General features: G+C 72.5%; 17 protein-coding genes. 6 read left to right on the forward strand and 11 right to left on the reverse strand.

Annotated features, from left to right (window positions below; translation table 11 throughout):
• The first annotated feature begins 13 nt into the window (after nucleotides 1-13).
• Both ACFY9E_RS35490 and ACFY9E_RS35495 read left to right on the forward strand, forming a co-directional pair.
• Nucleotides 14-1,225 (forward strand): ThiF family adenylyltransferase, encoded by a 1,212-nt coding sequence (locus ACFY9E_RS35490; protein WP_390991416.1) that lies wholly within the window; start codon nucleotides 14-16, stop codon nucleotides 1,223-1,225.
• Nucleotides 1,218-2,585, forward strand: coding sequence for an AarF/UbiB family protein (locus ACFY9E_RS35495; RefSeq protein ID WP_390991419.1), 1,368 nt, complete (start codon nucleotides 1,218-1,220; stop codon nucleotides 2,583-2,585). The genes ACFY9E_RS35490 and ACFY9E_RS35495 overlap by 8 nt, the downstream gene beginning before the upstream one ends.
• A gap of 16 nt (nucleotides 2,586-2,601) precedes the next feature.
• On the opposite strand, the gene ACFY9E_RS35500 is transcribed toward ACFY9E_RS35495, so the two are convergent.
• The 5 genes from ACFY9E_RS35500 to ACFY9E_RS35520 all read right to left on the reverse strand — a co-directional run bounded on the left by ACFY9E_RS35500 (nucleotide 2,602) and on the right by ACFY9E_RS35520 (nucleotide 6,757).
• The gene (locus ACFY9E_RS35500) at nucleotides 2,602-2,820 is read right to left on the reverse strand and encodes a hypothetical protein (protein WP_390991422.1); all 219 of its coding nucleotides are present in this window, start codon (nucleotides 2,818-2,820) and stop codon (nucleotides 2,602-2,604) included.
• A 295-nt stretch (nucleotides 2,821-3,115) separates the two neighbouring features.
• Complete coding sequence (locus ACFY9E_RS35505; protein WP_142159783.1) at nucleotides 3,116-3,439, reverse strand: hypothetical protein; 324 nt, start codon at nucleotides 3,437-3,439, stop codon at nucleotides 3,116-3,118.
• The gene (locus ACFY9E_RS35510) at nucleotides 3,436-3,804 is read right to left on the reverse strand and encodes a WhiB family transcriptional regulator (protein WP_033313877.1); all 369 of its coding nucleotides are present in this window, start codon (nucleotides 3,802-3,804) and stop codon (nucleotides 3,436-3,438) included. The genes ACFY9E_RS35505 and ACFY9E_RS35510 overlap by 4 nt, the downstream gene beginning before the upstream one ends.
• A gap of 173 nt (nucleotides 3,805-3,977) precedes the next feature.
• Entirely contained in the window at nucleotides 3,978-4,304 is a 327-nt protein-coding gene (locus ACFY9E_RS35515; protein WP_361301695.1) for a hypothetical protein, read from the reverse strand.
• 164 nt (nucleotides 4,305-4,468) lie between these two features.
• The gene (locus tag ACFY9E_RS35520; RefSeq protein WP_390991427.1) at nucleotides 4,469-6,757 is read right to left on the reverse strand and encodes a UvrD-helicase domain-containing protein; all 2,289 of its coding nucleotides are present in this window, start codon (nucleotides 6,755-6,757) and stop codon (nucleotides 4,469-4,471) included.
• Between the two features lie 95 nt (nucleotides 6,758-6,852).
• On the opposite strand from ACFY9E_RS35520, the gene ACFY9E_RS35525 reads away from it, so the two are divergent.
• Nucleotides 6,853-7,095 (forward strand): mycoredoxin, encoded by a 243-nt coding sequence (locus ACFY9E_RS35525; protein WP_003992805.1) that lies wholly within the window; start codon nucleotides 6,853-6,855, stop codon nucleotides 7,093-7,095.
• Between the two features lie 40 nt (nucleotides 7,096-7,135).
• Here the strand turns inward: ACFY9E_RS35525 and ACFY9E_RS35530 are convergent, their stop codons facing one another.
• The 6 genes from ACFY9E_RS35530 to ACFY9E_RS35555 form a co-directional block, all read right to left on the reverse strand.
• A complete protein-coding gene (locus ACFY9E_RS35530; protein ID WP_390991431.1) occupies nucleotides 7,136-7,753 on the reverse strand; it encodes a methyltransferase domain-containing protein in 618 nt (205 codons plus the stop codon).
• Between the two features lie 14 nt (nucleotides 7,754-7,767).
• Entirely contained in the window at nucleotides 7,768-8,712 is a 945-nt protein-coding gene (gene nudC / locus ACFY9E_RS35535) for an NAD(+) diphosphatase (protein ID WP_390991434.1), read from the reverse strand.
• Between the two features lie 161 nt (nucleotides 8,713-8,873).
• Nucleotides 8,874-10,277 carry a dipeptidase gene (locus tag ACFY9E_RS35540; protein WP_390991437.1) on the reverse strand — a complete coding sequence of 468 codons (1,404 nt, stop codon included), beginning with the start codon at nucleotides 10,275-10,277 and terminating at the stop codon, nucleotides 8,874-8,876.
• 10 nt (nucleotides 10,278-10,287) lie between these two features.
• Nucleotides 10,288-13,866: a UvrD-helicase domain-containing protein gene (locus ACFY9E_RS35545; protein WP_390991440.1), complete on the reverse strand. Its 3,579-nt coding sequence runs from the start codon at nucleotides 13,864-13,866 to the stop codon at nucleotides 10,288-10,290.
• A 90-nt stretch (nucleotides 13,867-13,956) separates the two neighbouring features.
• Nucleotides 13,957-17,322 carry a UvrD-helicase domain-containing protein gene (locus ACFY9E_RS35550; RefSeq protein ID WP_390991443.1) on the reverse strand — a complete coding sequence of 1,122 codons (3,366 nt, stop codon included), beginning with the start codon at nucleotides 17,320-17,322 and terminating at the stop codon, nucleotides 13,957-13,959.
• Between the two features lie 266 nt (nucleotides 17,323-17,588).
• Complete coding sequence (locus tag ACFY9E_RS35555; protein WP_390991446.1) at nucleotides 17,589-17,978, reverse strand: MGMT family protein; 390 nt, start codon at nucleotides 17,976-17,978, stop codon at nucleotides 17,589-17,591.
• Nucleotides 17,979-18,164: 186 nt separating this feature from the next.
• Here ACFY9E_RS35555 and ACFY9E_RS35560 point away from each other — a divergent pair, with 186 nt between their 5' ends.
• The 3 genes from ACFY9E_RS35560 (at nucleotide 18,165) to ACFY9E_RS35570 (ending at nucleotide 24,436) form a co-directional block, all read left to right on the forward strand.
• Nucleotides 18,165-20,894, forward strand: a complete 2,730-nt coding sequence (locus ACFY9E_RS35560; protein WP_390991449.1) for a lysylphosphatidylglycerol synthase domain-containing protein — start codon at nucleotides 18,165-18,167, stop codon at nucleotides 20,892-20,894.
• Nucleotides 20,895-21,283: 389 nt separating this feature from the next.
• Nucleotides 21,284-22,831: an alpha/beta fold hydrolase gene (locus ACFY9E_RS35565; RefSeq protein ID WP_390991452.1), complete on the forward strand. Its 1,548-nt coding sequence runs from the start codon at nucleotides 21,284-21,286 to the stop codon at nucleotides 22,829-22,831.
• A 135-nt stretch (nucleotides 22,832-22,966) separates the two neighbouring features.
• Nucleotides 22,967-24,436: an alpha/beta fold hydrolase gene (locus ACFY9E_RS35570; protein WP_390991455.1), complete on the forward strand. Its 1,470-nt coding sequence runs from the start codon at nucleotides 22,967-22,969 to the stop codon at nucleotides 24,434-24,436.
• Nucleotides 24,437-24,544 lie beyond the last annotated feature (108 nt).

Below are 24,544 nucleotides of genomic sequence, written 5' to 3' on the forward strand. Positions count from 1 at the left end.
ACGGGGGCCTGTCATGCATCCGATGGTGAAACCGGCGCTGAGGCGCGGCTGGCGCGACCTCAACACCGTGCAGTTCGGTATGACTCCGGCGCATGCGATGACGCTCGGTCCGATGGACCTGGCGACGGGCAGCTTTCTCGACCTCCTCAACGGCACACGAGGGCTGGAGCTGCTGCGCGAGGAGGGACGCCGCATGGATCTGCCCGACGGTCATGTCGACGGGCTGGTGCGGGGGCTCGCGCGAGCCGGGCTCCTGGACGACGCCAGGGGAGGCGGGCCGGCCGCTGACGCCCTGCGGAAGAAGAAGGAGGTCTTCGACCGGCTGCGGCCCGACCTGGCTTCCCTCTCTTTGACGACCTCGGCACCCGGCGACGCGATGGGGCAACTGGCCGCCCGGCGCTCGCAGCGCGTGCAGGTGCGCGGCGCGGGCCGTGTGGGTGCCGTGCTGGCCTCGCTCCTGGCGGGGGCCGGTGTGGGCGGGGTGGACGTGCTCGACGGTGGCCGTGTGGAGCCGTGGGACGTCGCGCCGGGCGGACACCCCGCGGAAGCCGTCGGCGACCGCAGGGACGAGTCGGCCCGCCGTGCCGTGCGCCGGGCGGCCCCGGACCGGCCACCGCGCCGCACGACGCAGGCATCCCCGGAGGCAGGCGACCCGGGGTTCTCGCTCGTGATCCTCGCCCCGCGGGACGACGTAGCCGTGCACGCGCCCGACCCGGCCGCCGCCGAGCCGTTGATGGCCTCCGGGACACCCCATCTGTACGCCGGTGTCGTGGAGGGCACCGGCGTGGTCGGTCCCCTCGTCCTGCCCGGGGAGACGAGCTGCGCGGGATGTCTGCACGAGGGCCGTGCCCAGCGGGACCCGACGTGGCCGCGCCTGGTCGCCCAGTGGCGTTCCGGCGGGCAGCGGCAGGTGCGCCCCTGCGATCTGACGCTGGCCACGACCGTCGCCGGACTGGCGGCCGCCCACGCGCTCGCCTTCCTGGACGGCCGGATCCCCTCCAGCGCGGGGGCACGCTGGGAGGTCTCCGTCCCTGGTCTCCACTGGCATGCGCGGCCGATCTGGGCACATCCGGCATGCCCGTGCGCGGCGGCGGAGAGAGGAAAAGGGGAGCACCCCTCGGAGGACGGGGCGTCGCACGAGACAATGGCGGTGCAACGGCCGTCGGAGCAGTGCCGTGAGGCAGAGGCGGAGCGGCCGGCTGGGACTTGGAGGGCGCATGTCTGATCTTCCCCGGAAGGCGGTTACCCGGACCGCCAAGCTCGCCGCGCTCCCGCTCGGCATCGCCGGGCGGGCGACCTGGGGATTGGGCAAGCGGATCGTCGGTGAATCCGCCGAGCTCGTCGGCCGTGAACTCCAGCAGCGCACGGCGGAGCAGCTGTTCAAGGTGCTCGGCGAGCTCAAGGGCGGCGCGATGAAGTTCGGCCAGGCCCTGTCCGTCTTCGAGTCCGCGCTCCCCGAGGAGGTGGCCGGCCCCTACCGGGCCGCGCTGACCAAACTCCAGGAGGCGGCGCCGCCCATGCCGACCCGGACCGTGCACGCGGTGCTCGAGGAGCGGCTCGGCGAGGGCTGGCAGGAGCTGTTCCTGGAGTTCGAGGACAAGCCCGCCGCGGCGGCCTCGATCGGCCAGGTCCACCGAGGGGTGTGGCACGACGGCCGCGAGGTGGCGGTCAAGGTGCAGTACCCGGGCGCCGGCGAGGCGCTGCTGTCGGACCTGAACCAGCTGAGCCGTTTCTCGCGTCTGCTCGGTCCGCTGATCCCCGGCATGGACATCAAGCCGCTGATCGCGGAGCTGAAGGACCGTGTCTCGGAAGAGCTGGACTACGGCCTGGAAGCCCAGGCCCAGCAGGCTCACGCGGAGGAGTTCACGGACGACCCGGACGTGGTCGTGCCCCAGGTGGTCCACCAGTCCGACCAGGTTCTGGTCACCGAGTGGATGGACGGCATCCCGCTGTCGGAGATCATCTCGGACGGCACCCAGGAGCAGCGCGACCGTGCCGGTCAGCTCCTGGCCCGCTTCCTGTTCTCCGGCCCCGCCCGCACGGGCCTGCTGCACGCCGATCCCCACCCGGGCAACTTCCGGCTTCTGCCCGGCGGCCCGGAGGGTGAGGACGACTGGCGGCTGGGCGTCCTGGACTTCGGCACGGTCGACCGTCTTCCGGGCGGCCTGCCGGCCACCATCGGCGAGTCCCTGCGGATGACCCTCGACGGGGAGGCCGAGGCGGTCTACGAACTGCTGTGCGCGGAAGGGTTCGTCAAGGAGACCATAGAGCTGAACCCGGACGCGGTCATGGACTACCTGCTGCCGATCATCGAGCCGGCGCAGGTCGAGGAGTTCACCTTCACCCGGGGCTGGATGCGCAGCCAGGCGGCCCGGGTCGCCGATCCCCGCTCCCCCGCCTATCAGCTCGGCAAGCAGCTCAACCTGCCCCCGTCCTATCTGCTGATCCACCGGGTGACGCTGAGCACGATCGGCGTGCTGTGTCAGCTGGGGGCGACGGTGCGGCTGCGCGAGGAGTTGGAGGGGTGGCTGCCGGGGTTCGTCCCGGAGGATCCGGCGGACGGCGAGGAGGCAGCGGAGGCGTGAGTCCCTGCCGTGGGCCTCACCACCGGTCAGAGTCCAGGCGCCCTTCGATGGACCTGAGGTTGTCCCGGGAGCACGTCTCGCAGTAGTGGCGGCGGATGCCGTCCTCCACGGAGTAGGTCCAGGTGAGTGGTGGGCCCACTCCGTCGAGCGCGTCGGCCGACGTGCCGCAGCGGGCGCAGACAAAGCGCCGCTCCTGCGCGGCGGAGTCGTCGCTGCCTCCGGTAGGACTCGTCATCCGGAGACGATATCTCCGCATCTCCGCGCCGGGCGGCTCAGCGGGTACAACACCCCGGGCCGATGCGGCACATCCCCGCTGTGCCGGCGCCACGCCCCGGTGGCGGCGGGCTCAACACCCCGGCTCGGCGGCGCGACGCCCCGGCCTCGGTGCGCGCACCATTCCGGCTCGGTGCTGCGGTGCGCCCTCCTGGTCGCGCAACGCACTGCGGGGGCCGGTCCGTTCGGCACGGACCGGCCCCCGCGTTCAGTACTCGGCCTCCTGGGCGGGAGGCCCCCGCTTCAGGTGGGGCGGGTTACTGCATGACCGCCATGGCGAGCGCCCGGCGGGCACGCAGCGAGGCGCGCTCCGCCCTGCGCTGCATCCGGCGGGCGGCCACAAGGCGCACGGCCTGTCGGTCTCGCTCCGCCTCCTGCAGTCGCTCGCGCATATGCGCACGAGCCATGGCTTCTGGAATGAGTTGCATCTCTCGGGTCCTGTTCTGACGCGAGTCCTTCGCGCCGCTGATGGTGAAGTCTTGGTTCGCGGAGCCTGCGGGCTCGTAAGTGGACGGCTTCATCGGGGCCTGCTTCTGGGGGTCGTGCGTGAGGGGACGGTCGATCGTTCCTGCGGTGTTCATGCCGTGACCGGGTTCTTGCGCGGGCGGCCACGCGGCCGCTTCCGGGCGACGACGACACCCTGGACGAACAGCTCGCCACCCCAGACGCCCCAGGGCTCACGCCGCTCCTTGGCACCGGCGAGGCAGGCCTCGACCAGCGGGCAGGTGCGGCAGAGGGACTTGGCGTACTCGACGTCCGCGGGCGACTCGGCGAAGAAGACCTCCGGGTCGTAGGAGCGGCACGGGACGGGCACGCCGAGGTTCTCGATGGCGTCATCGAGCGCGGTGAGCGCGGTGAGCGGGGTCAAAGCGGGGTCCTCCGTGGAGCCGGGCTTGGGGATCGTGTCGGAAGGCGGTACGGACGGGGCGTGCGCTTCGAGTTGCACGGTTGGTCTTCCTCGTCTGGTCGTTCCGGCCTGTTGACCGGGGGGTGGTGGTACCGGGTTCTTTTCTTGTCCCGAGGCTCCTTCGGTCCGTCATCCCTGTTCAGGGACAAACAGAAGGGCCGCGGATCCCGGATGGGGTTCCGCGGCCCTGAAGGCGCCGGCCTGATCGGCGATCAGGCTGGATCACTCCAGGGTTCTGGCCCACGGAAGGCCCACATCTGGTGGTGCTGCGTCGTCTGCTTCCGGAATCCGGCACCGGTCGCCGTAAAGGCATAGGCCTGTGCCTGTGCCTCTACTGCCGCTTCCAGTGCCTTGGTCGGTCGCTCATTGCGCTCACGAACGGGAAGGCCCGCGGGAGCAACGGAGGAGGACGCCGGACGGGCGGCACGAATGCCGGACAGACCGGTGCCCAGGTTCGAAACGCCGAGCATGCACGCGGAGACGGCCGAGCGATCGGTCATTTTCACGATGCTGACGGAGCTGGTGTTGATGCTGATCACTGGACTCGCCTCCTCTCGGCGTCTCGGGGGACTGGGTGAACCAGTCCTACGGATATGCAAGTACAACACGGAATCAGCGCCTCCGAGAAGGCCGCTGCTCTCGTGCCTAAGAACCTATGGGGATTGCTGGGGCATGCGCAAACTATTTTTTCGACGAGTTCGTGTCAGTCCTGATCTGCGTGCTCCGCGCCTGACTGGCCTGCGCAGATGGCCAGGACATCGGCCCCGTAACGGGTGAGCTTGCGCATCCCGACGCCCGGGATGCGGGCGAGCTCGCGCTCGTCGTCGGGAGCGGTCTCGGCGATCGCCATCAGGGTCCTGTCCGTGAACACGCAGAACGCGGGCTGACCACTGCTACGGGCTTGCTCGGCCCGCCACTCACGCAGCCGCTCGTACAGGCCCTCGTTCATGTCGGAGGGGCAGTCGTCGCAGCGCATCAGCTTCATCTCGCCCGGGTCGGTCAGCGTGCGTCCGCAGACCCGGCAGCGGGCGGGGACTCGCTGGGTCCGTCTCGGGGCGGACCCCCTGGTTCCGGGGATTCCGCGCTCGATTCCGCCCGCTCCGCCGGTGGTGGTGGTGGTGCGGCCCGTGGTGGCCGTCGAGCCGGGGCGCAGCCCGTCGAGGAAGCGGCTGGGGCGGCGGTTGGGACGGCCGCCGGGTGAGCGGGAGAGCGCCCAGGAGACATGGAGGTGTTCGCGCGCGCGGGTGACCCCGACATAGAGGAGGCGGCGCTCCTCCTCGATCTGCTCGTCGGTCTTCGCGTAGGTGATCGGCATCATGCCCTCGGCGACGCCGACCAGGAAGACGACGTCCCACTCCAGGCCCTTGGCCGAGTGCAGCGAGGCGAGGGTGACGCCCTGCACGGTGGGGGCGTGCTGGGCGTTCGCCCGTTCGTCGAGCTCGGCGACGAGGTCGGCCAGGGTGGCGCCCGGTTTGGCGGCGGTGAAGTCCTGGGCGAGGTTCACCAGCGCGGCCAGGGACTCCCAGCGCTCTCGCACGGCACCGGAGCCGGCCGGTGGCTGCGATGTCCAGCCCTCCCCCGACAGCACGGCGCGCACCTGGGAGGGGAGGTCGACGACGTCGTCGAGAAGGGAGTCGTTGCCGCCGAAGCGAGCCGCGCCGCGCAGGGCGATGCCCGCCTTGCGCACCTCCGGGCGGTCGAAGAACCGCTCGGCGCCGCGCAGCTGGTAGGGCACCGCGGCGTCGGCCAGGGCCTGCTCGTAGGTCTCGGACTGGGCGTTCGTGCGGAAGAGGATGGCGATCTCGGAGGCCGGGACCCCCGAGTCGATCAGCTCGCGGATCCGGCGGGCCGCGCCCTCCGCCTCCGCGGGCTCGTCGGTGTACTCGGCGTAGACCGGCTCGGGCCCCGGAGCGCGTTGGGAGACGAGCTCCAGGCGGTGGTCGGCGGCCCGGCCCCGGGCCTGGGCGAGCAGGCCGTTGGCGAGGTGGACGACCTGGGGGGTGGAGCGGTAGTCGCGGACCAGTTTGACGACGGTGGCGCCGGGGTGGCGGGTGCGGAAGTCGAGCAGGTGGTCCGGGGTCGCTCCGGTGAACGAGTAGATCGTCTGGCTGGCGTCCCCGACCACACACAGGCTGTCCCGCTCACCCAGCCACAGTTCGAGCAGGCGCTGCTGGAGGGGGCTGACGTCCTGGTACTCGTCGACCACGAAGTGCTGGTACTGGGCGCGGATCTGCTCGGCGATGTCGTGCCGGTCCTGCAGGACGGCCACGGTCAGCAGCAGCACGTCCTCGAAGTCGATGACGGACCGCTCGCGCTTGACGTCCTCGTAGGCGGCGTAGAGCTGGGCGATCTCGGCGGGGTCGCGGGGGGACTCACGTCCGGCCTTGGCGGCGGCGGGTGCGTAGTCGGCGGGGACGGTCTGGGTGACCTTGGACCATTCGATCTCTGCGGTGACGTCCCGCAGCTCGCCGCGGTCGAGCCGGATACGGCACGCGGCCGCCGCGTCGGCGACGAGCTGGATCTTGCGGTCGACGAGCCGGGGCATGGAGCCACCGATCGCTTTCGGCCAGAAGTACTGGAGCTGGCGCAGGGCGGCCGAGTGGAACGTACGCGCCTGGACGCCGCCGGCGCCGAGCTGGCGCAGGCGGCCACGCATCTCCCCGGCGGCGCGGTTGGTGAAGGTGACGGCGAGGATGCTGGACGGGTGCAGGATGCCGGCGCGCACTCCGTAGGCGATGCGGTGCGTGATGGCCCGGGTCTTGCCCGTGCCCGCGCCCGCCAGGACGCACACCGGACCGTGCAGGGCGGTGGCCACCTCGCGCTGCTCGGGGTCGAGCCCTTCGAGCACCGCGTCGGCGGAGTCCGGTACCTGCGGGAACAGGGTGGAGTGCGTTGCTGCTGTCACACAGCCATGCTGCCAGGTCGCGAGAGACGGCCGCGCCGGTTGTCCACAGGCGGGCACTGATAGTCGTACCAATGCGGCAGGCGTCATGTCGGGCCGGTGCCGGGGCACGGGAATGGTGGACCTTTCACATACGTTCCCTCACTGCGACCACCCGCCCGAGCCGATGAAGGAGCACGAACGACATGCTGGGCACTGTGACGATGTACAGCACCACGTGGTGCGGCTACTGCCGCCGGCTGAAGAGCCAGATGGACCGCGAGGGCATCGCGTACACCGAGATCAACATCGAGCAGGACCCGGAGTCCGCCGCGTTCGTGGAGAAGGCGAATGGCGGAAACCAGACGGTGCCCACCGTTCTGTTCCCGGACGGCTCGACGCTCACGAACCCCTCGCTGGCTCAGGTGAAGCAGAAGATCGGCGCCTAGTCGCCGTGCGCTGCGCGGGGAAGGCGGCTCCTGAGGCAGCTCAGGGGCCGCTTTTTCGTGAGCGGTCCCACACCACGACGTAGCGCCACAGCAGCGTGCGGCGAACCTTGCAGCCGGGCAGGAGGCGGCGGAGGGCCCGCCGGATCTGCGCCCAGGACATGTGCACGTCTTCCATGGGCATGCCGACCGGGCCGCGTTTGCCGCCGTGCCGACGGGCGTGCAACAGGCTCGCCGGGACGCCGCACGCGCTGATGAGCCAGTCCAGGGCCGTCCGGTTGGCGGCCATGCCGACGATCACCAGACGGCCGCCGGGTGCGGTGAGCCGCGCCAGGCGGGTGACGGCCTGCTCGAACGGGGCGTGGTGGACCACGGCGACCGCGCTCACGAAGTCGTACGCGCCCTCGCGCAGGGACTCGTCGGTGAGGTAGTCCGCCTCCCGGTACATGACGTTGGCGGGCACGTGCGGGAACTCACGGGCGAGCTTGATCATCTCCGGGGAGCGGTCCACCCCCGTGACGGAGGCCGCCCGGGCCGCGAGCTTGCGGGTGAGCAGGCCGTCGCCGCAGCCGGCGTCCAGGGCCGCCCCGCAGCCGCCCGGTACGGCGGCGAGGACGGCCGGGTGGTGATGGACGTTGTGGTTCCAGTACGGGTCGGTCACGGGGCCGGCCACCGTCAGGCGGCGCTCCGCGTCGGGAGCGGCTTGCCGTACCAGAGCTCGATCAGGCGGGCCGCGATCGAGATGCCGTACGGCGGGAGCACCTCACCGGACTCGAAGGCGGCGCGCAGTTCGTCGCGGGAGAACCAGCGGGCTTCGTGGATCTCGTCACCGTCGACATTGATCTCGGTCGAGGTGGCGCGAGCCATGAACCCCAGCATGAGGCTGGACGGGAAGGGCCAGGGCTGGCTGGCGACGTACTCGACCTGGCCGACGCTGACGCCGACCTCCTCGTGGACCTCGCGGCGCACGGACTCCTCGATGGACTCGCCGGGCTCGACGAAACCGGCGAGCGTCGAGAAGCGGCCCTCGGGCCAGTGGACCTGGCGGCCGAGCAGGACGCGGTCGTCCTCGTCGGTCACGGCCATGATCACGGCGGGGTCCGTGCGCGGGTAGTGCTCCGCCCCGCAGGCCTGGCAACGGCGGATGTGCCCGGCGGCCGCGATCACGGTGCGCTCCCCGCAGCGCGAGCAGAAACGGTGGGTGCGCTGCCAGTTCTCCAGACCCACGGCGTGCACCATCAGGCCCACGTCGCGGGCCGACAGCAGCGCGCCCGCCTCGCGCAGGCCCGCCGGGCGCGCGGACTGGTCCATGCGCCCGGGCAGGGAGTCCTTCTGGAGGGCGAAGTAGCTGACGCCGTCCTCGTCGATGCCGAGGAAGTAGCGGTGTGCCTCGGTGAGGGGGGCCTCGAAGGAGGGGGTCATGACGAGTTCGGTGCGCCCGTCCGCCGTCTCGTCGATGAGGACCTGTCCGCCGGAGACCACGAAGCAGCGGGTGGTGGGGTGGCTCCACGCCGCCGCGAGCCAGGCCTCGTCGAGCCGGTGGTGCGCGGCCCGGTCGATGCCGCTCGGGGCGGTGAGCGAGATGGGGCGGTCGGCGTTGTGGTCGGTCCAGGTGGTCACGGGTGCTTCCAACTCCCCGGTGGGACGGTCGGGTTCGGCAGGCGGTTCAGCGGGACGTACGGCGGGAGGCGACCGGGTCCGGGTCCGGCGGGCTCGGGTGGTGCGGGGCGGCGCTTCCAGTGTGCCCCGCGCGGGTGGCCGGTCCGGGCGGCTCGGGACGCTCAGGGTGCACGGCGCCAGTTCTCGGCGAGGTCACCCCACAGGTACGCGGCGGTCTCGACGCCTTTGAGGAGCAGGTCGAGTTCGACTTTCTCGTTCGGGGCGTGCCAGCCGTCCGAGGGGACGGAGATGCCCAGGAACAGCACCGGGGCGCCGAGGACGTCCTGGAGGTCCGCCGCCGGTCCGGAGCCGCCTTCGCGCGTGAAGCGGACCGGCTTCTCGAAGGCACGGCCCATGGCGCGGGTGACCGAGCGGAGGGCCGGGTGGTCCAGCGGCGTCAGGCACGGGCGGGTGGCGCCGCTGAACGTGATGTCGCAGCGGATCCCGGACGGCACCTGCTGCTCGGCCCAGGCACGGACGGCCTTCTCCACATGGCCGGGGTCCTGGCCTGCGACCAGGCGGAAGGACAGCTTCAGCAGGGCGGAGGAGGGGATGATCGTCTTGCTGCCGGGGCCCTGGTAGCCGCCGCCGATGCCGTTGACCTCCGCGGTGGGGCGCGCCCAGATCCGCTCCAGGGTGGTGTACCCGGCCTCTCCCTGCGTGCCGTGCGACTTGGCCGTGCGCAGCCACCGCTGCTCGTCGAAGGGCAGTTCGGCGAACAGTTCACGCTCGCGGTCGGTGAGTTCGACCACGCCGTCGTAGAAACCCGGGATCGCCACGCGCGCGTGGTCGTCGTGCAGGGCGGCGACCAGGCGGGCGGCGGACGTCGCCGGGTTGGGCACCGCGCCGCCGAAGGAACCGGAGTGGATGTCCTGGTCGGGGCCGTACAGGCGTATCTCGCACTCGGCCAGGCCGCGCATGCCGGTGCACACCGTGGGGGTGTCCTCGGACCACATGCCGGTGTCGGAGACGATCACGGCGTCGGCGGCGAGCCGTTCGGCGTGCTGCTCGACGAGCGTCCGGAAGTGCGGCGAGCCGGACTCCTCCTCGCCCTCGACGAGCAGCTTGAGGTGCACGGCCGGGGTGGTGCGGCCGGTGGCGGCGAGGTGGGCACGGACGCCGAGGGTGTGGAAGAACACCTGACCCTTGTCATCGGCCGCCCCGCGCGCGTAGAGGCGGTTTCCGCGCACGACCGGCTCGAAGGGCTCGCTGTCCCAGCCGTCCTCCCGGGCGGCGGGCTGCACGTCGTGGTGGCCGTAGACCAGCACCGTGGGCGCCTGCGGGTCGTCACAGGGCCACTCGGCGAAGACGGCGGGCGCGCCCGGGGTCGGCCAGACCTCGGCCGTCGGGAAGCCGGTCTCCGTCAGCTTGGCGGCGAGCCAGTCGGCGCTGCGTCGTACGTCGGGCGCGTGGTCCGGCTGGGCGGACACCGACGGGATGCGCAACCACTCGGCGAGGTCGTCGAGGAAGGCGGCGCGGTGCTGCTGGATGTACGTACGGACGACGCTGTCCGGGGTCTGGCTCATGGTCACGAGCCTATCGGCCCGCACGGACGTCCTCGGAGTGCGGTTCCTCACCGGGATCCCCTTCGGGCGGCTCGTCCAGGAGCAGCCGCTCCAGTGCGGCCCGGCCGGGCAGATCGGGCGGGCGTACGACCTCGCCGCTGCGCACGTACAGGAACGCGGCCGTGACCGACTCGGGTGGGACGCCCTGCTGCTCGGCCCAGGCGAGGCGGTAGACGGCGAGCTGGAGCGGGTCGGCGGTGCGGGAGCGGTTGGTCTTCCAGTCGACGATCTCGTACGTCGCGTGCTCCCCGTCGCCTTGTTTGTAGACGGCGTCGATGCGGCCCCGGACGATCCGGCCGGCGATCTCGAGTTGGAAGGGGGCCTCCACCCGGTGGGGTGTGCGGTGGGCGTACTCGGTGCGCTCGAAGGCGTCCTTGAGGGCCTCCAGGTCCCGTTCGTCGGCGATCTCGGCCTCGCCTCCGGGCAGTTCCTCCGGCTCCAGCATGGGCAGCGTGAGCTCTTCGAAGCGGGCCTCGACCCAGGCGTGGAAGCGGGTGCCGCGCCGGGCCGCGGGCTGGGGCGGGCGGGGCATGGGGCGGGCCAGCTCCTGGGCGAAGCCGTCCGGGTCGGCGGCCATGCGCAGCAACTGGGACGCCGAGAGCGACGCCGGGAGGGGGACGGCGGTGATGCTGTCGCGGGTGCGCAGGAGCTCGCCGGTGAGGGCGTCGAGGTCGCGGTCCCAGGAGGCGATGGTGCGGGCTTCCTCCGGCGTGAGGCGCGGGTGTTCCGGGCCCCGGGGGCGCGGGTGCCCGGAGGCCCCGGGGTGCGGGCGGGCGGCCGGGGGCTCCGTCGGGGCCAGCTGGTGGGGGACGGTGGGGCGGTCGGTCGGGCGGGCGTTCAGGTCCGCCGGGTCTTCGCCGTAGGTGTCGGCGAAGGGGTCCTCTTCGCCGGGGGAATCCACCTCGAAGGGGTCCTCGTCGAACGGGTCCGGTTCGTCGTACAGCGGTTCTTCGTAAGGAGGCTCGTCGTCCTCGGGGGGCGGCGGCCACTCCGGGTGGTCGAGGGCGTCGGGATCGTGAACGGCCGCGGGGTGTCCGTGCTCGTGGGACGCGAGGTCCTCCAGGTGGGCCAGGACGGTCTCGGCGGCCGCCCGGCGCCGGGCGAGGGCCGTCTCGTCCAGGGGCAGCGGCCACAGCTGGTCCGCCGTCGCCCGGTGCAGGGCCGGGTTCTCCTCGTCCTCGGCGGGTTCGTCCGCCCAGGCCTCGATCTCGCCGTACCCGGCTTCGCAGTGCTCGTAGAGGGCCTGGAGGAACGCGGAGGGTCCGCGGCGCTTCTTCTGGGTGGGTCCCCACCAGTGGCCGGAGCCCAGGAGGAGCGAGCGGGGGCGGGTGAAGGTGACGTAGCCGAGGCGGAGTTCCTCGGTGTGCTGGTGGTCCTTCATGGCCTCGTGGAAGGCCTTCAGCCCCCTGGCGTCCCAGGACGTCACGTCGGGCAGGGTGTCGGCGTCGCCGCGCAGTTCGTGCGGCAGGACCTTGCCCTGGGAGGTCCACTTCTCGCGGCCCTGGCTGCTGGGGAAGGTGCCGGTGACGAGGCCGGGGACGACCACGACGTCCCACTCCAGCCCCTTGGACTTGTGGGCGGTGAGCACCTTGACGGTGTTCTCGCCGCCGGGGAGGGCGTTGTCGAGCCCCTTCTCGTACTGCGCGGCCGTGCGCAGGAAGCCGAGGAAGGCGAGCAGGGACGCCTCGTTGTCGCCGGCGGCGAAGGAGGCGGCGACGTCCAGGAAGTTGGACAGGGTCTCGCGGCGGCGGGCGGCCAGGGCGTGCGGGGACGCCGACAGCTCCACCTCCAGGCCGGTGACGGCGAGGACGCGGTGCAGGACGTCCATCAGCGGGTCGGCCAGGGAGCGGCGCAGTTCGCGCAGTTCCGTGGCCAGCCGGGCGAAGCGCACACGCGCGTCGGGCGAGAACGGCAGGCCGTCGTCGTCCCCGCGGCCGTCCAGCGGGGTCTCCAGAAAGGTGTCGAGGGCGTCCGCGAGGGAGATCACCTCGGACGGGTCGACGCCCTCGACGGCCTCGGCGAGGCGGCGGTCCTGGTCGTCGTCGTCCGTCACGCGCGCGTGGGCCACGAGGAGCCGGGCGCGCCGCCCCAGCAGGGCGAGGTCGCGCGGGCCGATGCGCCAGCGCGGTCCGGTCAGCAGGCGCACGAGCGAGGCGTTGGCGCCGGGGTCCTGGAGGACCTCGCAGACGGCGACGAGGTCGGCGATCTCCGGCAGGTGCAGCAGCCCGGACAGGCCGACGACCTCGACGGGGACGTCCCGGGCGACCAGAGCGCCCTGGATCTCGGCGAAGTCCGTCGCCGTGCGGCACAGGACGGCGATCTCGCCGGGTGCCGTCCCGGTCCGGACGAGGTGGGCGACGGAGTCGGCGGCCCAGTCGATCTCCTCGGTGTGGGTGGGCAGCAGGGCGCAGCGGACCATGCCGTCGTGTTCGGCGCCCGGGGCCGGGCGGAGGGCCTCCACGCCCGCGTGCAGGGCGCGCAGGGGCTCCGCGAGGCCGTTGGCGAGGTCGAGGAGGCGGCCGCCGCTGCGGCGGTTCTCGCTGAGGGCCTGACGGGTCGCGGGGCGTCCGTCGGCGTGGGCGAAGTGCTCGGGGAAGTCGTCGAGGTTGGCGACGGAGGCGCCGCGCCAGCCGTAGATCGCCTGGCAGGGGTCGCCGACGGCGGTGACGGGGTGGCCGGTGCCCTCGCCGAACAGGCCTGCCAGGAGGACGCGCTGGGCGACCGATGTGTCCTGGTACTCGTCGAGCAGGACCACCCGGAACTCGTCGCGCAGGGCGCGGCCCACCTCGTCGATCCCGGCGAGCCGGGCCGACAGGGCGATCTGGTCGCCGAAGTCGAGCAGGTCCCGCTCGCGCTTGGCGGTCCGGTAGCGGGTGACCAGTTCGGCCAGTTCCCGCCGGGCGGCGGCCGCCTCGGGGACCTTGCGCAGGTCGGCGTTGCTGAGCTTGGCGCCCCGCAGGGTCAGCAGCAGTTCGGCGTCGTACGCGCGCAGTGCCTCCGGGCGTACGAGGTGCTCGGCGAGCTCGGCGTCGAGGGCGAGGAGGTCGCCGACCAGGTCCGGGAAGGAACGGGTCAGGGCCGGGTAGGGCCCGGGTGCCTCGCGCAGGACGCGCGCGGCGAGCTGGAAGCGGGTGGCGTCGGCGAGCAGCCGGGACGTGGGCTCGAGACCGATGCGCAGACCGTGGTCGGTCAGCAGGCGGCCGGCGAAGGCGTGGTACGTGGAGATCACCGGCTCGCCCGGCGGGTTGTCGGGGTCGATGGCGTCCGGGTCGGTGACGCCTGCCCTGACCAGCGCCTTGCGGACGCGCTCGGCGAGTTCTGCGGCGGCCTTGTTGGTGAAGGTGAGGCCGAGTACCTGCTCGGGGGCGACCTGGCCGGTGCCGACCAGCCACACCACGCGGGCGGCCATCACCGTCGTCTTGCCCGAGCCGGCTCCGGCCACGATCACCTGCGGGGCGGGCGGCGCGGTGATGCAGGCCGTCTGCTCCGGGGTGAACGGGATGCCGAGGAGCTCCTTGAGCTGTTCGGGATCGGTGATTCGGGCGGGCACAGCGAAAGGCTAGCGGCGGCCACTGACAGGACTGACCGGATCGGCCTCCGGGAGGGCAGAAGCGCAGGTCGGCACAGGTGGTGCGATACCTCACTCGACGACGTGACGCCCCTCCTGCCGCGCGCTGCACGAGGCCCGGAACGCGCAGTGCGTGCAGTGCTGCCCTGCGGTCGGTGTGAACCGCTCGTCGAGGACCTTGCCGGCGGCGGTGGCCAGCAGGTCGCCGACCCACTCCCCCTCCAGGGGCTCCTGGGCCTGCACCTTGGGCAGGCTCTCCCCGCCGTCGCGCTTGGCCGCCCCCTGCCGGAGGTGGACGAGTGCGGCGCCGCCCGGCTCGGGGCGTACGCCGTCGAAGGCCTCGTCGACGGCGCCCTCGCGTACGGCCAGCTGGTAGACGGCGAGCTGCGGGTGGCGCTCCACCTCCTTGGAACTGGGCGCCTGCTTGCCGGTCTTGAAGTCGACCACGTAGGCGCGGCCGTCGCCGTCCGCCTCGACCCGGTCCATCTGGCCGCGGATGCGTACCCGGTAGTAGCCCGCTTCGAGGGTGACGTCGAAGTCGTGCTCGCTGGCCACCGGGGTGCGTCCGGTGCGGTTCATGACGTGCCATTGAAGGAACCGTTCGAGCGCCACGCGCGCGTTGTCCTTCTCCTGGGCCGACTTCCACGGCGCGTCGAAGGCCAGGGCGTTCCACACGGAGTCGAGGCGTTCCATGAGGACGCCGAGGTCGGCCGGAGTGTGCCCGGAGGCCACCTCGTCGGCGAGGACGTGCACCACGTTGCCGAAGCCCTGGGCGGCCGTAGCGGGCGCGTCGGCCTTCACCTCGCGGCCGAGGAACCACTGGAGGGCGCAGGTGTTGGCCAGTTGGTCGAGGGCGCTGCCGGAGAGAACGACGGGCTGGTCCCGGTCTCGCAGCGGCACCTTGGACTCGGTCGGCTCGAACATGCCCCACCAGCGGTAGGGGTGGGCGGACGGCACCAGGGGGCGGCCGTCGTCGTCGGTGAGGGCGGCGAGCCGGGCGAGGCGGTGGGCGGCGGCCTCGCGGAGGGCGTCGGAGACGCGCGGGTCGACCGTGGTGGCGCGCAGTTCGGCGACGAGTGCGGCGACGGACAGCGGGCGGCGGGGGCGTCCCGTGACGTCCTTGGGTTCGACGCCGAGTTCGGTCAGGAAGCGGGAGGGCTGGTCGCCGTCGTCCGCGGGGGCCTTGACCGCGGTGACGACGAGGCGTTCACGCGCGCGCGTGGCGGCCACGTAGAAGAGGCGGCGTTCCTCGGCGAGCAGCGCGCCGGGGGTGAGAGGTTCGGCGAGTCCGTCGCGGCCGATGCGGTCGGCCTCCAGGAGGGAGCCGCGGCGGCGCAGGTCCGGCCACAGGCCCTCCTGGACGCCGGCGACGACCACGAGGCGCCACTCCAGACCCTTGGAGCGGTGCGCGGTCATCAGGCGGACGGCGTCGGGTCGCACGGCACGCCGCGTGAGGGTGTCGGCGGCGATGTCCTCGGCGTCGATCTCCTCCAGGAAGTTCAGGGCCCCCCGGCCGCCGGTGCGCTCCTCCGCGCGGGCGGCGGTGGCGAACAGGGCGCAGACGGCGTCCAGGTCGCGGTCGGCGTTGCGCCCGGCGGCGCCGCCCCGGCGGGCGGCCCGCTCCAGCCGGCCGGGCCATGGCGTGCCTTCCCACAGGTCCCACAGCGCCTCCTCGGCGGTCCCGCCGCCGGCCAGGCGCTCGCGGGCCTTGCGCAGCAGCGCGCCGAGGCGCTGGGCGCCCCGCGCGTACGTGGGGTCGTGCACGGCGAGACGCTCCGGTTCGGCGAGCGCCTGCGCGAGCAGCAGGTCGGAGGGGGGTGGCAGCGGATTGCCCGCGGCCCGTTCCTCGTCGCGCAGGGCGCGGCCGAGACGGCGCAGGTCGGCGGCGTCCATGCTCGCGAGGGGGGAGGTCAGGAGGGTGAGGGCGGTTTCGGTGTCGAGCCAGCAGCTGTCCTGCCGGGCGGAGGGGTCGTCGGAGGAAGGGGCCTCCTCGGAGTCCCGAGAGGAAGGGGCCTCCTCGGACTGCCGAGGCTCGGGGGATCCCGCCTCCGCCGCAGCGACCGCCCGCAACGCCGTCAGCAACGGTGCCACGGCCGGTTCGTGCCGCAGCGGCACGTCATCACCGTCGACGTCCACGGGGACGCCCGCCGCCGTGAGGGCGCGGCGGGCCGTGGGGATGGTGCGGGAGCCGGCGCGCACCAGGACGGCCATGTCGCTCCACGGGACGCCGTCCTCCAGATGGGCCCTGCGGAGGATGTCGGCGATGTTGTCCAGCTCGGTCCCGGACGTCGGGTACGTGTACGCCTCGACACGGCCGCCGTCCCGGACGGGAGCGAGTTCGCGATGGGCGCGCACCTTCTCGGCGGGCAGGCGGGTCAGCGGCATGCGCTGTGTGAGCAGCCGGGTGGCGGCCAGCAGGCCGGCGCCGGAGCGGCGGGACGTGCGCAGCACCGAGACGGGGGCGGGGCGGCCGTCCGCGCGCGGGAAGGCGTGCGGGAAGTCCAGGATGCCGTTCACGTCGGCGCCGCGGAACGCGTAGATCGACTGGTCGGGGTCACCGAAGGCCACGAGGGTGCGGCCGCCGCCGGCCAGGGCGTCCAGCAGCCGCACCTGAGCGGGGTCCGTGTCCTGGTACTCGTCGACGTAGACGGCGTCGTACCGGGCGGCGAGCCACGCGGCGACCTCGGGGCGGCGGGCGAGGAGCACCGCGCGGTGGACGAGCTCGGCGTAGTCGATCACGCCCTGCAGGTCGAGCACGTCGAGGTACTCGGCGAGGAAGGCGGCCGCGGCGCGCCAGTCGGGGCGCCCCGTGCGGCGGGCGAAGGCGTCCAGGGCGTCCGGACCGAGGCCCAGTTCACGGCTGCGGGCGAGTACCGCGCGAACCTCGTCGGCGAAACCGCGGGTGGTCAGGCAGGCGCGCAGTTCGTCCGGCCAGCGCACGTGTGCGAGTCCGAGCCGTTCCAGATCGACCTGGCCCGCGAGCAGTTCCCGCACGGAGACGTCCTGCTCGGGGCCGGACAGGAGCCGCAGCGGCTCCACGAACAGGTCGCTGTCCTGGTGGGCGCGGACCAGGGCGTAGCAGAACGAGTGGAAGGTGGTCGCCCGGGGGGCGCGGGCCGCCCCGGTCCGAAGGGCCAGGCGGTCGCGCAGTTCGACGGCCGCCCGGCGGCTGAACGTGAGCACCAGCACCCGCTCGGGGTCCCCTCCCCGGGCGATTCGCTCGGCCACGGACTCCACGAGCGTGGTGGTCTTGCCCGTGCCGGGGCCGGCGAGGACGAGCAGCGGGCCCCCCGGATGGTCAACCACGGAGCGCTGCGAGGCGTCCAAACGAGGGGGGTCCACCCGAGCAGGAGGGGTACGTACCAGTCGGTAGGCGCCACGACTCCCCCGCCGCACCCGGGGGTGCGACAGGCCGCTGGTGAAGGAAGAGGAGCTCACGTGGTTCGCCGGTTCTGGTGGAAGTGCTGGGTGGCGGGCCACCGCACGAGGCGGGCGGTGACCGCGGGGTGACGGGGGCACGCGGAGCCGACGCTACGCCGACCAGTGCGGCGGAAGCAGGGCTTCCCCTTCTTCCCGCCGGTCACTCACGGCACCCGTGGCACTCACGCCCCTCGCCTCACGAACGTACGTCATGCTCGCGGTGTGCCCCGATTCCCCCGTACGGATCACGGGCCCCACGAGAGGCCGTCCGATGGCGGAAGCTGTCAGGTGTGACCCTCCGCGCGATCGCCGCCGTCCCACCGCGCCCGTCTCATGTCGATGCGCGGCAGATGGCCCTCGGCGGAGCGGCCCGCCTCCTTCAGGGGTGTGCCCTCCGCCCGGTAGTGCCCGAGCGCCCGCTGCTCGTGCCCGGGCAGCAGGACGCCGTCCGCGCGGACGACCCGCCACCACGGCGCGCCTCCCCCGTAGAGCGCCATCACCCGGCCGACCTGCCGCGGACCGCCCTGCTCCAGCCACTCGGCGACGTCCCCGTAGGTCATGACACGACCCGGCGGGATCAGTTCGGCGACGTCGAGGACCCGCTCGGCGTACTCGGGGAGTGCTTGCGCGGGGCCGTCCTCGTACCCGCCCCCCTCAGGGCTCTGCTCACTCATCCGCCCCATCCTGCCCCACCCCACCGACAACGGGCCGGGCGTGATCCCGGGCATTTCCCTCACCCGGCAGGAGCGCGTCGGGCAGACTGTCCGCCCCCGCATGTGCACCCTGATTGTCCCGTGTGCCGGTGCGGCATGCCACCATCGTGCGGGCGGTGATCGGTGATACGAGACCAAGAAGAGACGATGAAGCAGCAGGGTGCGCACCCCGAGGACACGGAGGGCACCTCTGACGCCTCGTCGCGCCCGGGCACTCCGGAGAACGGTCCGAAGGGGGCCGCGAAGAAGCCCCGGGCGGCCGCCGAGGAGCCCGACGTCGCGCACATCGACGAGGTGGAGGGCGACGAACCGCTGCTCCCCGCGCGCGTGCACCGCCCGTCCGACCTGATGCGCCTGCTGGTGGGTGTGCTCGCCGTCGCGATCCTGATCGGCGTCGCCGCGTTCGCGCACGGCACCACCTCGGGCCTCGAACAGGACATCAACAAGGGCACCGGGCAGGCCCCCGACCTGCTCATCAAGCTCGCGGGGCTGGCCTCCAGCATCGCCATCCTGCTGGTGCCGGTCGCCTTCGCCATCGAGCGGCTGATCAAACGGGACGGGCTCCGCATCGCCGACGGCGTCCTCGCGGCGGTCCTGGCACACGGTGTGACCCTCGCCACCGACCTGTGGGTCGCCCGGGCCGCCCCCGACTCGATCCAGGAGGCGCTCACACAGCCCTCCCCCGGCGACATCCACGCGCTGACCGATCCCGTGCACGGGTATCTGGCCCCGGTCATCGCGTACATGACGGCCGTCGGCATGTCGCGCAGACCGCGGTGGCGCGCGGTGCTGTGGGTCGTGCTGCTCCTCGACGCCTTCTCCATGCTCGTCACCGGCTACACGACCCCGTTCTCGATCATCCTGACGGTGCTGATCGGCTGGACCGTGGCCTACGGCACGCTGTACGCGGTCGGCTCGCCCAACGTCCGGCCCACCGGGCGAACCCTGATGGCCGGCCTGCGGACCGTCGGCTTCCGCCCGGTCAGCGCGTCACGCGAGGACACCTCGGACACCCCGGACACCGGAGACCGGGGCCGGCGCTACTTCGTCACCCTGGAGGACGGCCCGCCCCTGGATGTGACGGTGGTCGACCGGGAGCAGCAGGCGCAGGGCTTCTTCTACCGCGCCTGGCGCAATCTCACCCTGCGCGGCTTCGCCACCCGCAGCAGCCTCCAGTCGCTGCGGCAGGCACTGGAGCAGGAGGCGCTGCTGGCGTACGCGGCCATCGCGGCCGGGGCCAACGCCCCCAAGCTGATCGCCACCTCCGAGCTCGGCCCCGACGCGGTGATGCTCGTCTACGAGCACAGCGGCGGGCGCACCCTCGACTCGCTGTCGGACGAGGAGATCACCGACGACCTGCTGCGCGACACCTGGCACCAGGTGAGGTCCCTGCAGTCGCGGCGTATCGCGCACCGCAGGCTGGTGGGCGACGCGATTCTGGTGGATCCTTCCGGCACGGTGATCCTCACCGACCTGCGCGTCGGCGAGATCGCGGCCGGCGATCTGCTGCTGCGTATGGACACCTCCCAACTGCTGGTGACCCTCGGCCTCCGGGTGGGCGCCGAGCGGGCCGTGGCCTCGGCGGTGGGCGTGCTCGGTCCCGACGCGGTGGCGGACTGCCTGCCGATGCTCCAGCCCATCGCGCTCAGCCGCTCCACGCGCGCGACGCTGCGCAGACTGGCCCGGGAACGGGCACAGCGCGAGCGCGACGCGGTGCTGGAGGCGTCCCGGCAGGCCAAGCAGGCCCGCCTGGAGGAGAACGCGGACGAGTCCGCGGTCGTGCTGGAAAAGCCCGGCAAGAAGGCCGTACGGGCGGAGCAGCGGGCCGAGAAGCGGGCGATCGACGAGGCCCTGGAGGAGGCGCGCGAGGAGGACCTGCTCACTCAGATCCGGCACGCGGTGCTGCGGATCAGGCCGCAGGCGCCCGTCGAGCCGGCCCGGCTGGAGCGGGTACGGCCGCGCACGCTGATGAGCTTCATCGCCGGCGCGATCGGCGCGTACTTCCTGCTGACCCAGCTCACGCACATCGAGTTCGGGCCGCTCATCGCGAACGCCGAGTGGGGCTGGGTGGCCGCGGCCGTGCTGTTCTCGATGTGCAGCTACGTCGCGGCGGCGATGGCCCTGCTGGGGTTCGTGCCCGAGCGGGTGCCGTTCGTGCGGACCGTGGCGGCGCAGGTCGCCGGGTCGTTTGTGAAGATCGTCGCCCCGGCGGCGGTCGGCGGGGTCGCGCTGAACACGCGCTTCCTGCAGCGGGCCGGGGTGCGGCCGGGGCTCGCGGTGGCGAGCGTCGGCGCGTCACAGCTGTTCGGGCTCGGCTGCCACATCCTGATGCTGCTGTCCTTCGGCTATCTGACCGGCACCGAGAAGACACCGTCGCTGTCGCCGTCCCGGACGGTCATCGCCGGTCTGCTGACGGTGGCGGTGCTCGTGCTCGTGGTGACGTCGGTGCCGTTCCTGCGGAAGTTCGTCGTCACGCGCGTGCGGTCGCTGTTCGCGGGAGTCGTGCCGCGCATGCTGGACGTGCTCCAGCGGCCGCAGAAGCTGGTCACCGGCATCGGCGGCATGCTGCTGCTGACCGCCTGCTTCGTGATGTGCCTGGACGCGTCGATCCGCGCCTTCGGGGACGAATCCACCTCGATCAGCATCGCCAGCGTCGCGGTCGTCTTCCTCGCGGGCAACGCCCTGGGGTCCGCGGCGCCGACACCGGGCGGCGTGGGCGCGGTCGAGGCGACCCTGACGGTCGGTCTGATCGCCGTCGGACTCCCGAAGGAGGTCGCGGCACCGGCGGTCCTGCTGTTCCGCCTCCTGACGCTGTGGCTTCCCGTGCTGCCGGGCTGGCTGGCGTTCAACCACCTCACGCGCAAACAGGCCCTCTGACCCGCCCGGGCCGCACCGGGTGGGCAGGCCAGGTCGGCAGGTCCCGCCACGTCCGGTGCGCTCGGAAAGAACGCCTCGGAAGCGGGCCCTTCGCACCACAGGCCCGGCGGACAGCATTCGGCACCACCGGCCCGACAGTCTTCGGCACCACCCGCCCGACGGCCTCCGCCACCCGTCGACGGCCTCCGGCACCACCCGCCCGACGGCCTCCGCCACCCGTCGACGGCCTCCGGCACCACCCGCCCGACGGCCTCCGGAAGCACCGGCCGGACCACCGGGCCTCCAGCGCCGCCGGCCCGGCGAGCAGGCCCTCTGGCCTCATCAGACCCTCTTACCTCGTACGGCACGCGTCCCGCGCGTCGCGCTCGGTGCCGCCGCAGGATGGAACCATGCCAACCCTCCTCCGGCTGCGCGCCGCCGCCCTGACCGCCTCCGCCCTGCTGCTCTCCACCGTGCTGGCGGGCTGCGGCGACGGCGACGCCAAGGACGAGGACCTCACCCGGCAGGAACTGAGCTGGAAAGCCTGCCCGGCCCCGGACGAGGCCCAGGGCGGGGGCGCCTCGCCCTCCCCGCTGCCGGACGACGGTGAGTGGCAGTGCGCCACCATGAAGGCTCCACTCGACTGGGGCGATCCGAAAGGCGACACCATCGGCCTCGAGCTGATCCGGGTCGGGACGACCGGCTCCGAGAACGAACGCATCGGCTCGCTCATCTTCAACTTCGGCGGGCCCGGCGGCTCGGGCGTCACCTCGCTGCCCGCGTTCGCGGAGGGCTACGAGACCTTGCGCACCCGCTACGACCTGGTCAGCTTCGACCCGCGCGGAGTCGGCCGCAGCGACCCCGTGCTCTGCGAGAACGACCAGCAGCTCGACGCCTACTTCCAACAGGACGCCACGCCCGACGACGCCGCCGAACGCACCCAGCTCGTGGACAACACCAAGGAGTTCAACGACGCCTGCGAGCGGAACTCGGAGAAGATCCTGCCGCACCTGCGCACCACCGACGCGGCCCGCGACCTGGACCTGATGCGCCAGGTCCTCGGCGACGACAAGCTCCACTACTTCGGCATCTCCTACGGCACCGAACTGGGTGGCGTCTACGCCCACCTGTTCCCCGAGCGGGTCGGCCGGGCCGTGTTCGACGCCGTCGTCGATCCCACGCAGAACTCCGAGCAGGGGTCGCTGGGGCAGGCCAAGGGCTTCCAGCTGGCACTCGACAACTTCGCCGAGGACTGCGCGTCGAAGGCCGAGGAGTGCCCGATCGGCGACAGCGCCCAGGACGTGAAGGACCGTATCGCCAAGCTGCTGAACGACCTCGACCGCAATCCGATCCCGGCGATCTTCCCGCGCCAGCTGACCCAGACGGCGGCGACCAGCGGCATCGCGCAGGCGCTGTACTCGCAGGACTTCTGGGAGTACCTCACCGAGGGCCTGGAGAACGCGTACGACGGTGACGGCAGGATCCTGCTCTCGCTGTCCGACTCGATGAACGGACGCAGTGAGAACGGCGAGTACAGCAACATCACCCCCGCCAACGTCGCCATCAACTGCGCCGACGACAAACCCCGCTACGACACCGCCTACGTCGAGCGGAAGCTGCCCGAGTTCCGGGCCGCGTCCGATCTGTTCGGCGACTACATGGCGTGGTCCATGCTCAGCTGCACCGACTGGGCCGTGGCGGGCGCCGCCGACCACCCGGACGTGAGCGCTGCGGGCTCGGCGCCCATTCTGGTCGTCGGCAACACCGGCGACCCGGCCACGCCGTACGAGGGCGCGCGGGCGATGGTGAACGCGCTGGGCAAGGGGGTCGGGGTCGAGCTGACGTACCGGGGCCAGGGACACGGCGCGTACGACAGCAAGAACAAGTGCGTGCAGGGCGCTGTGAACGGCTACCTGCTGGACGGAAAGGTGCCGCCGGCGGGGACCGTCTGCTCCTGACACCGGCAGCGATCCCGCCGAACTCGCAGGTCAGAAGGTTATCCACAGGCTGAAACGGCCGACGCGGGATCTGCCTACCATGGCCTGACCGCCATCCGCGGCACGGAGCGGACGGCCTGCGAGGGGGGATGGGCAATGACGCGCTTCGTTCGGTGGACCGCTCTGGCGGCCGCCTCGGCCCTGCTGGCCGCCGGCTGCGGCGGCGGTTCGTCCGACGACGACAAGAGCGGGCTCGCGTGGGGCCGTTGCAAGGCCACCGCCGACGCTCCCGCGCCGAGCAGCGAATGGCACTGCGCGACGCTGAAGGTGCCGCTGGACTGGTCGAAGCCGGACGGCGAGACGATCGGGCTGGCGCTCATCCGCGCCAAGGCCCGCGGTGACGACCGCGTCGGATCGCTGCTGTTCAATTTCGGCGGCCCGGGCGCCTCGGGCGTGTCCATGATGCCGTCGTACGCCCCGGCCGTCTCCGCACTCCGCGAGCGGTACGACCTGGTCAGCTGGGACCCGCGCGGTGTGGGCGCCAGCGAAGGGGTGCGCTGTCGCGGCGACGATGAGATCCAGGCCGCCGAGTCGATCGACGTCACCCCGGACACCCCCACCGAGGAGAAGGCGTACCTCGAGGACGCCGCCGACTTCGGCAAGGGCTGCCAGAAAGACGCCGGGAAGCTGATGGCGCACGTCTCGACCGCCGACTCGGCCCGCGACATGGACCGCATCCGGAAGGTCCTCGGCGACAACCGGCTGAATTACTTCGGCATCTCCTACGGCACCGAGCTGGGCGGCACGTACGCCCATCTGTTCCCGAAGCACGTGGGACGCATGACGCTGGACGCGGTCGTCGACCCCGCCGCCGACACCGTGGGCCACGCCCAGAACCAGGCCCAGGGATTCCAGCGCGCGCTGAACGGCTACCTCGAATCCACGGGCCAGGACCCGGAGGAAGGCTCCCGCGAGATCGCCGGCCTGCTGCGGCGGATCGACGAACGGCCTCTGGCGACGGGCACACCCGGCCGGAAGCTGACGCAGGCCCTCGCGGTCACCGGCATCATCCTGCCGCTGTACAGCAAGGACAGCTGGCCGACCCTGACCGGCGCCCTCGCTGCGGCCGAGAAGGGCGACGGCTCGGAGCTGCTGGCCCTCGCCGACCGCTACAACGAACGCGACCCGTCGGGGCGCTACGGCACGACGACCCACTCCCAACGGGTCATATCGTGCCTGGACGACAGGCAGCGGCCGACGCCGGCCCGGACGAAGAAGCTGCTGCCCCGGTTCGAGAAGATCTCCCCGGTCTTCGGGACGTTCCTCGGCTGGGACACGGCCGGCTGGTGTCACGACTGGCCGGTGCCCGGACAGCACGACACCCCGGAGGTGAGCGCCCCCGGCGCGGCACCGGTCCTGGTCGTCGGCAACACGGGCGACCCCGCCACCCCCTACGAGGGCGCGCGCAGGATGGCCGACGAGCTGGGCAAGGGCGTCGGAGTGATGCTCACCTGGCGCGGCGAGGGGCATGGCGCCTACGGCAGTGGGAGCGACTGCGTCGACTCCACGGTGAACGCGTACCTGCTGGACGGCTCGGTGCCGAAGGACGGCAAGGTCTGCTCATGACGACGGCGGGGGGGTGGGGGCCCCCGGGGGGCCCCCCCCCCCCCCCCCCCCCCAGGGGGGGGGGGCGCGCCCCCGTAGACCCCCGTGGGCGGCGCCAACTGGGTTTCC

This window comes from Streptomyces sp. NPDC012466, from assembly GCF_042955215.1.
Lineage (GTDB): Bacteria > Actinomycetota > Actinomycetes > Streptomycetales > Streptomycetaceae > Streptomyces.

What these genes read in the sequence shown, in the direction of transcription:
- ACFY9E_RS35490 (WP_390991416.1), top strand. Translation starts at nt 14, where the DNA reads ATGCATCCGATGGTGAAACCGGCGCTGAGGCGCGGCTGGCGCGACCTC.
- ACFY9E_RS35495 (WP_390991419.1), top strand. Translation starts at nt 1,218, where the DNA reads ATGTCTGATCTTCCCCGGAAGGCGGTTACCCGGACCGCCAAGCTCGCC.
- ACFY9E_RS35500 (WP_390991422.1), bottom strand. Translation starts at nt 2,820, where the DNA reads ATGACGAGTCCTACCGGAGGCAGCGACGACTCCGCCGCGCAGGAGCGG.
- ACFY9E_RS35505 (WP_142159783.1), bottom strand. Translation starts at nt 3,439, where the DNA reads ATGAACACCGCAGGAACGATCGACCGTCCCCTCACGCACGACCCCCAG.
- ACFY9E_RS35520 (WP_390991427.1), bottom strand. Translation starts at nt 6,757, where the DNA reads ATGACGCCTGCCGCATTGGTACGACTATCAGTGCCCGCCTGTGGACAA.
- ACFY9E_RS35525 (WP_003992805.1), top strand. Translation starts at nt 6,853, where the DNA reads ATGCTGGGCACTGTGACGATGTACAGCACCACGTGGTGCGGCTACTGC.
- ACFY9E_RS35540 (WP_390991437.1), bottom strand. Translation starts at nt 10,277, where the DNA reads ATGAGCCAGACCCCGGACAGCGTCGTCCGTACGTACATCCAGCAGCAC.
- ACFY9E_RS35555 (WP_390991446.1), bottom strand. Translation starts at nt 17,978, where the DNA reads ATGAGTGAGCAGAGCCCTGAGGGGGGCGGGTACGAGGACGGCCCCGCG.
- ACFY9E_RS35560 (WP_390991449.1), top strand. Translation starts at nt 18,165, where the DNA reads ATGAAGCAGCAGGGTGCGCACCCCGAGGACACGGAGGGCACCTCTGAC.
- ACFY9E_RS35565 (WP_390991452.1), top strand. Translation starts at nt 21,284, where the DNA reads ATGCCAACCCTCCTCCGGCTGCGCGCCGCCGCCCTGACCGCCTCCGCC.
- ACFY9E_RS35570 (WP_390991455.1), top strand. Translation starts at nt 22,967, where the DNA reads ATGACGCGCTTCGTTCGGTGGACCGCTCTGGCGGCCGCCTCGGCCCTG.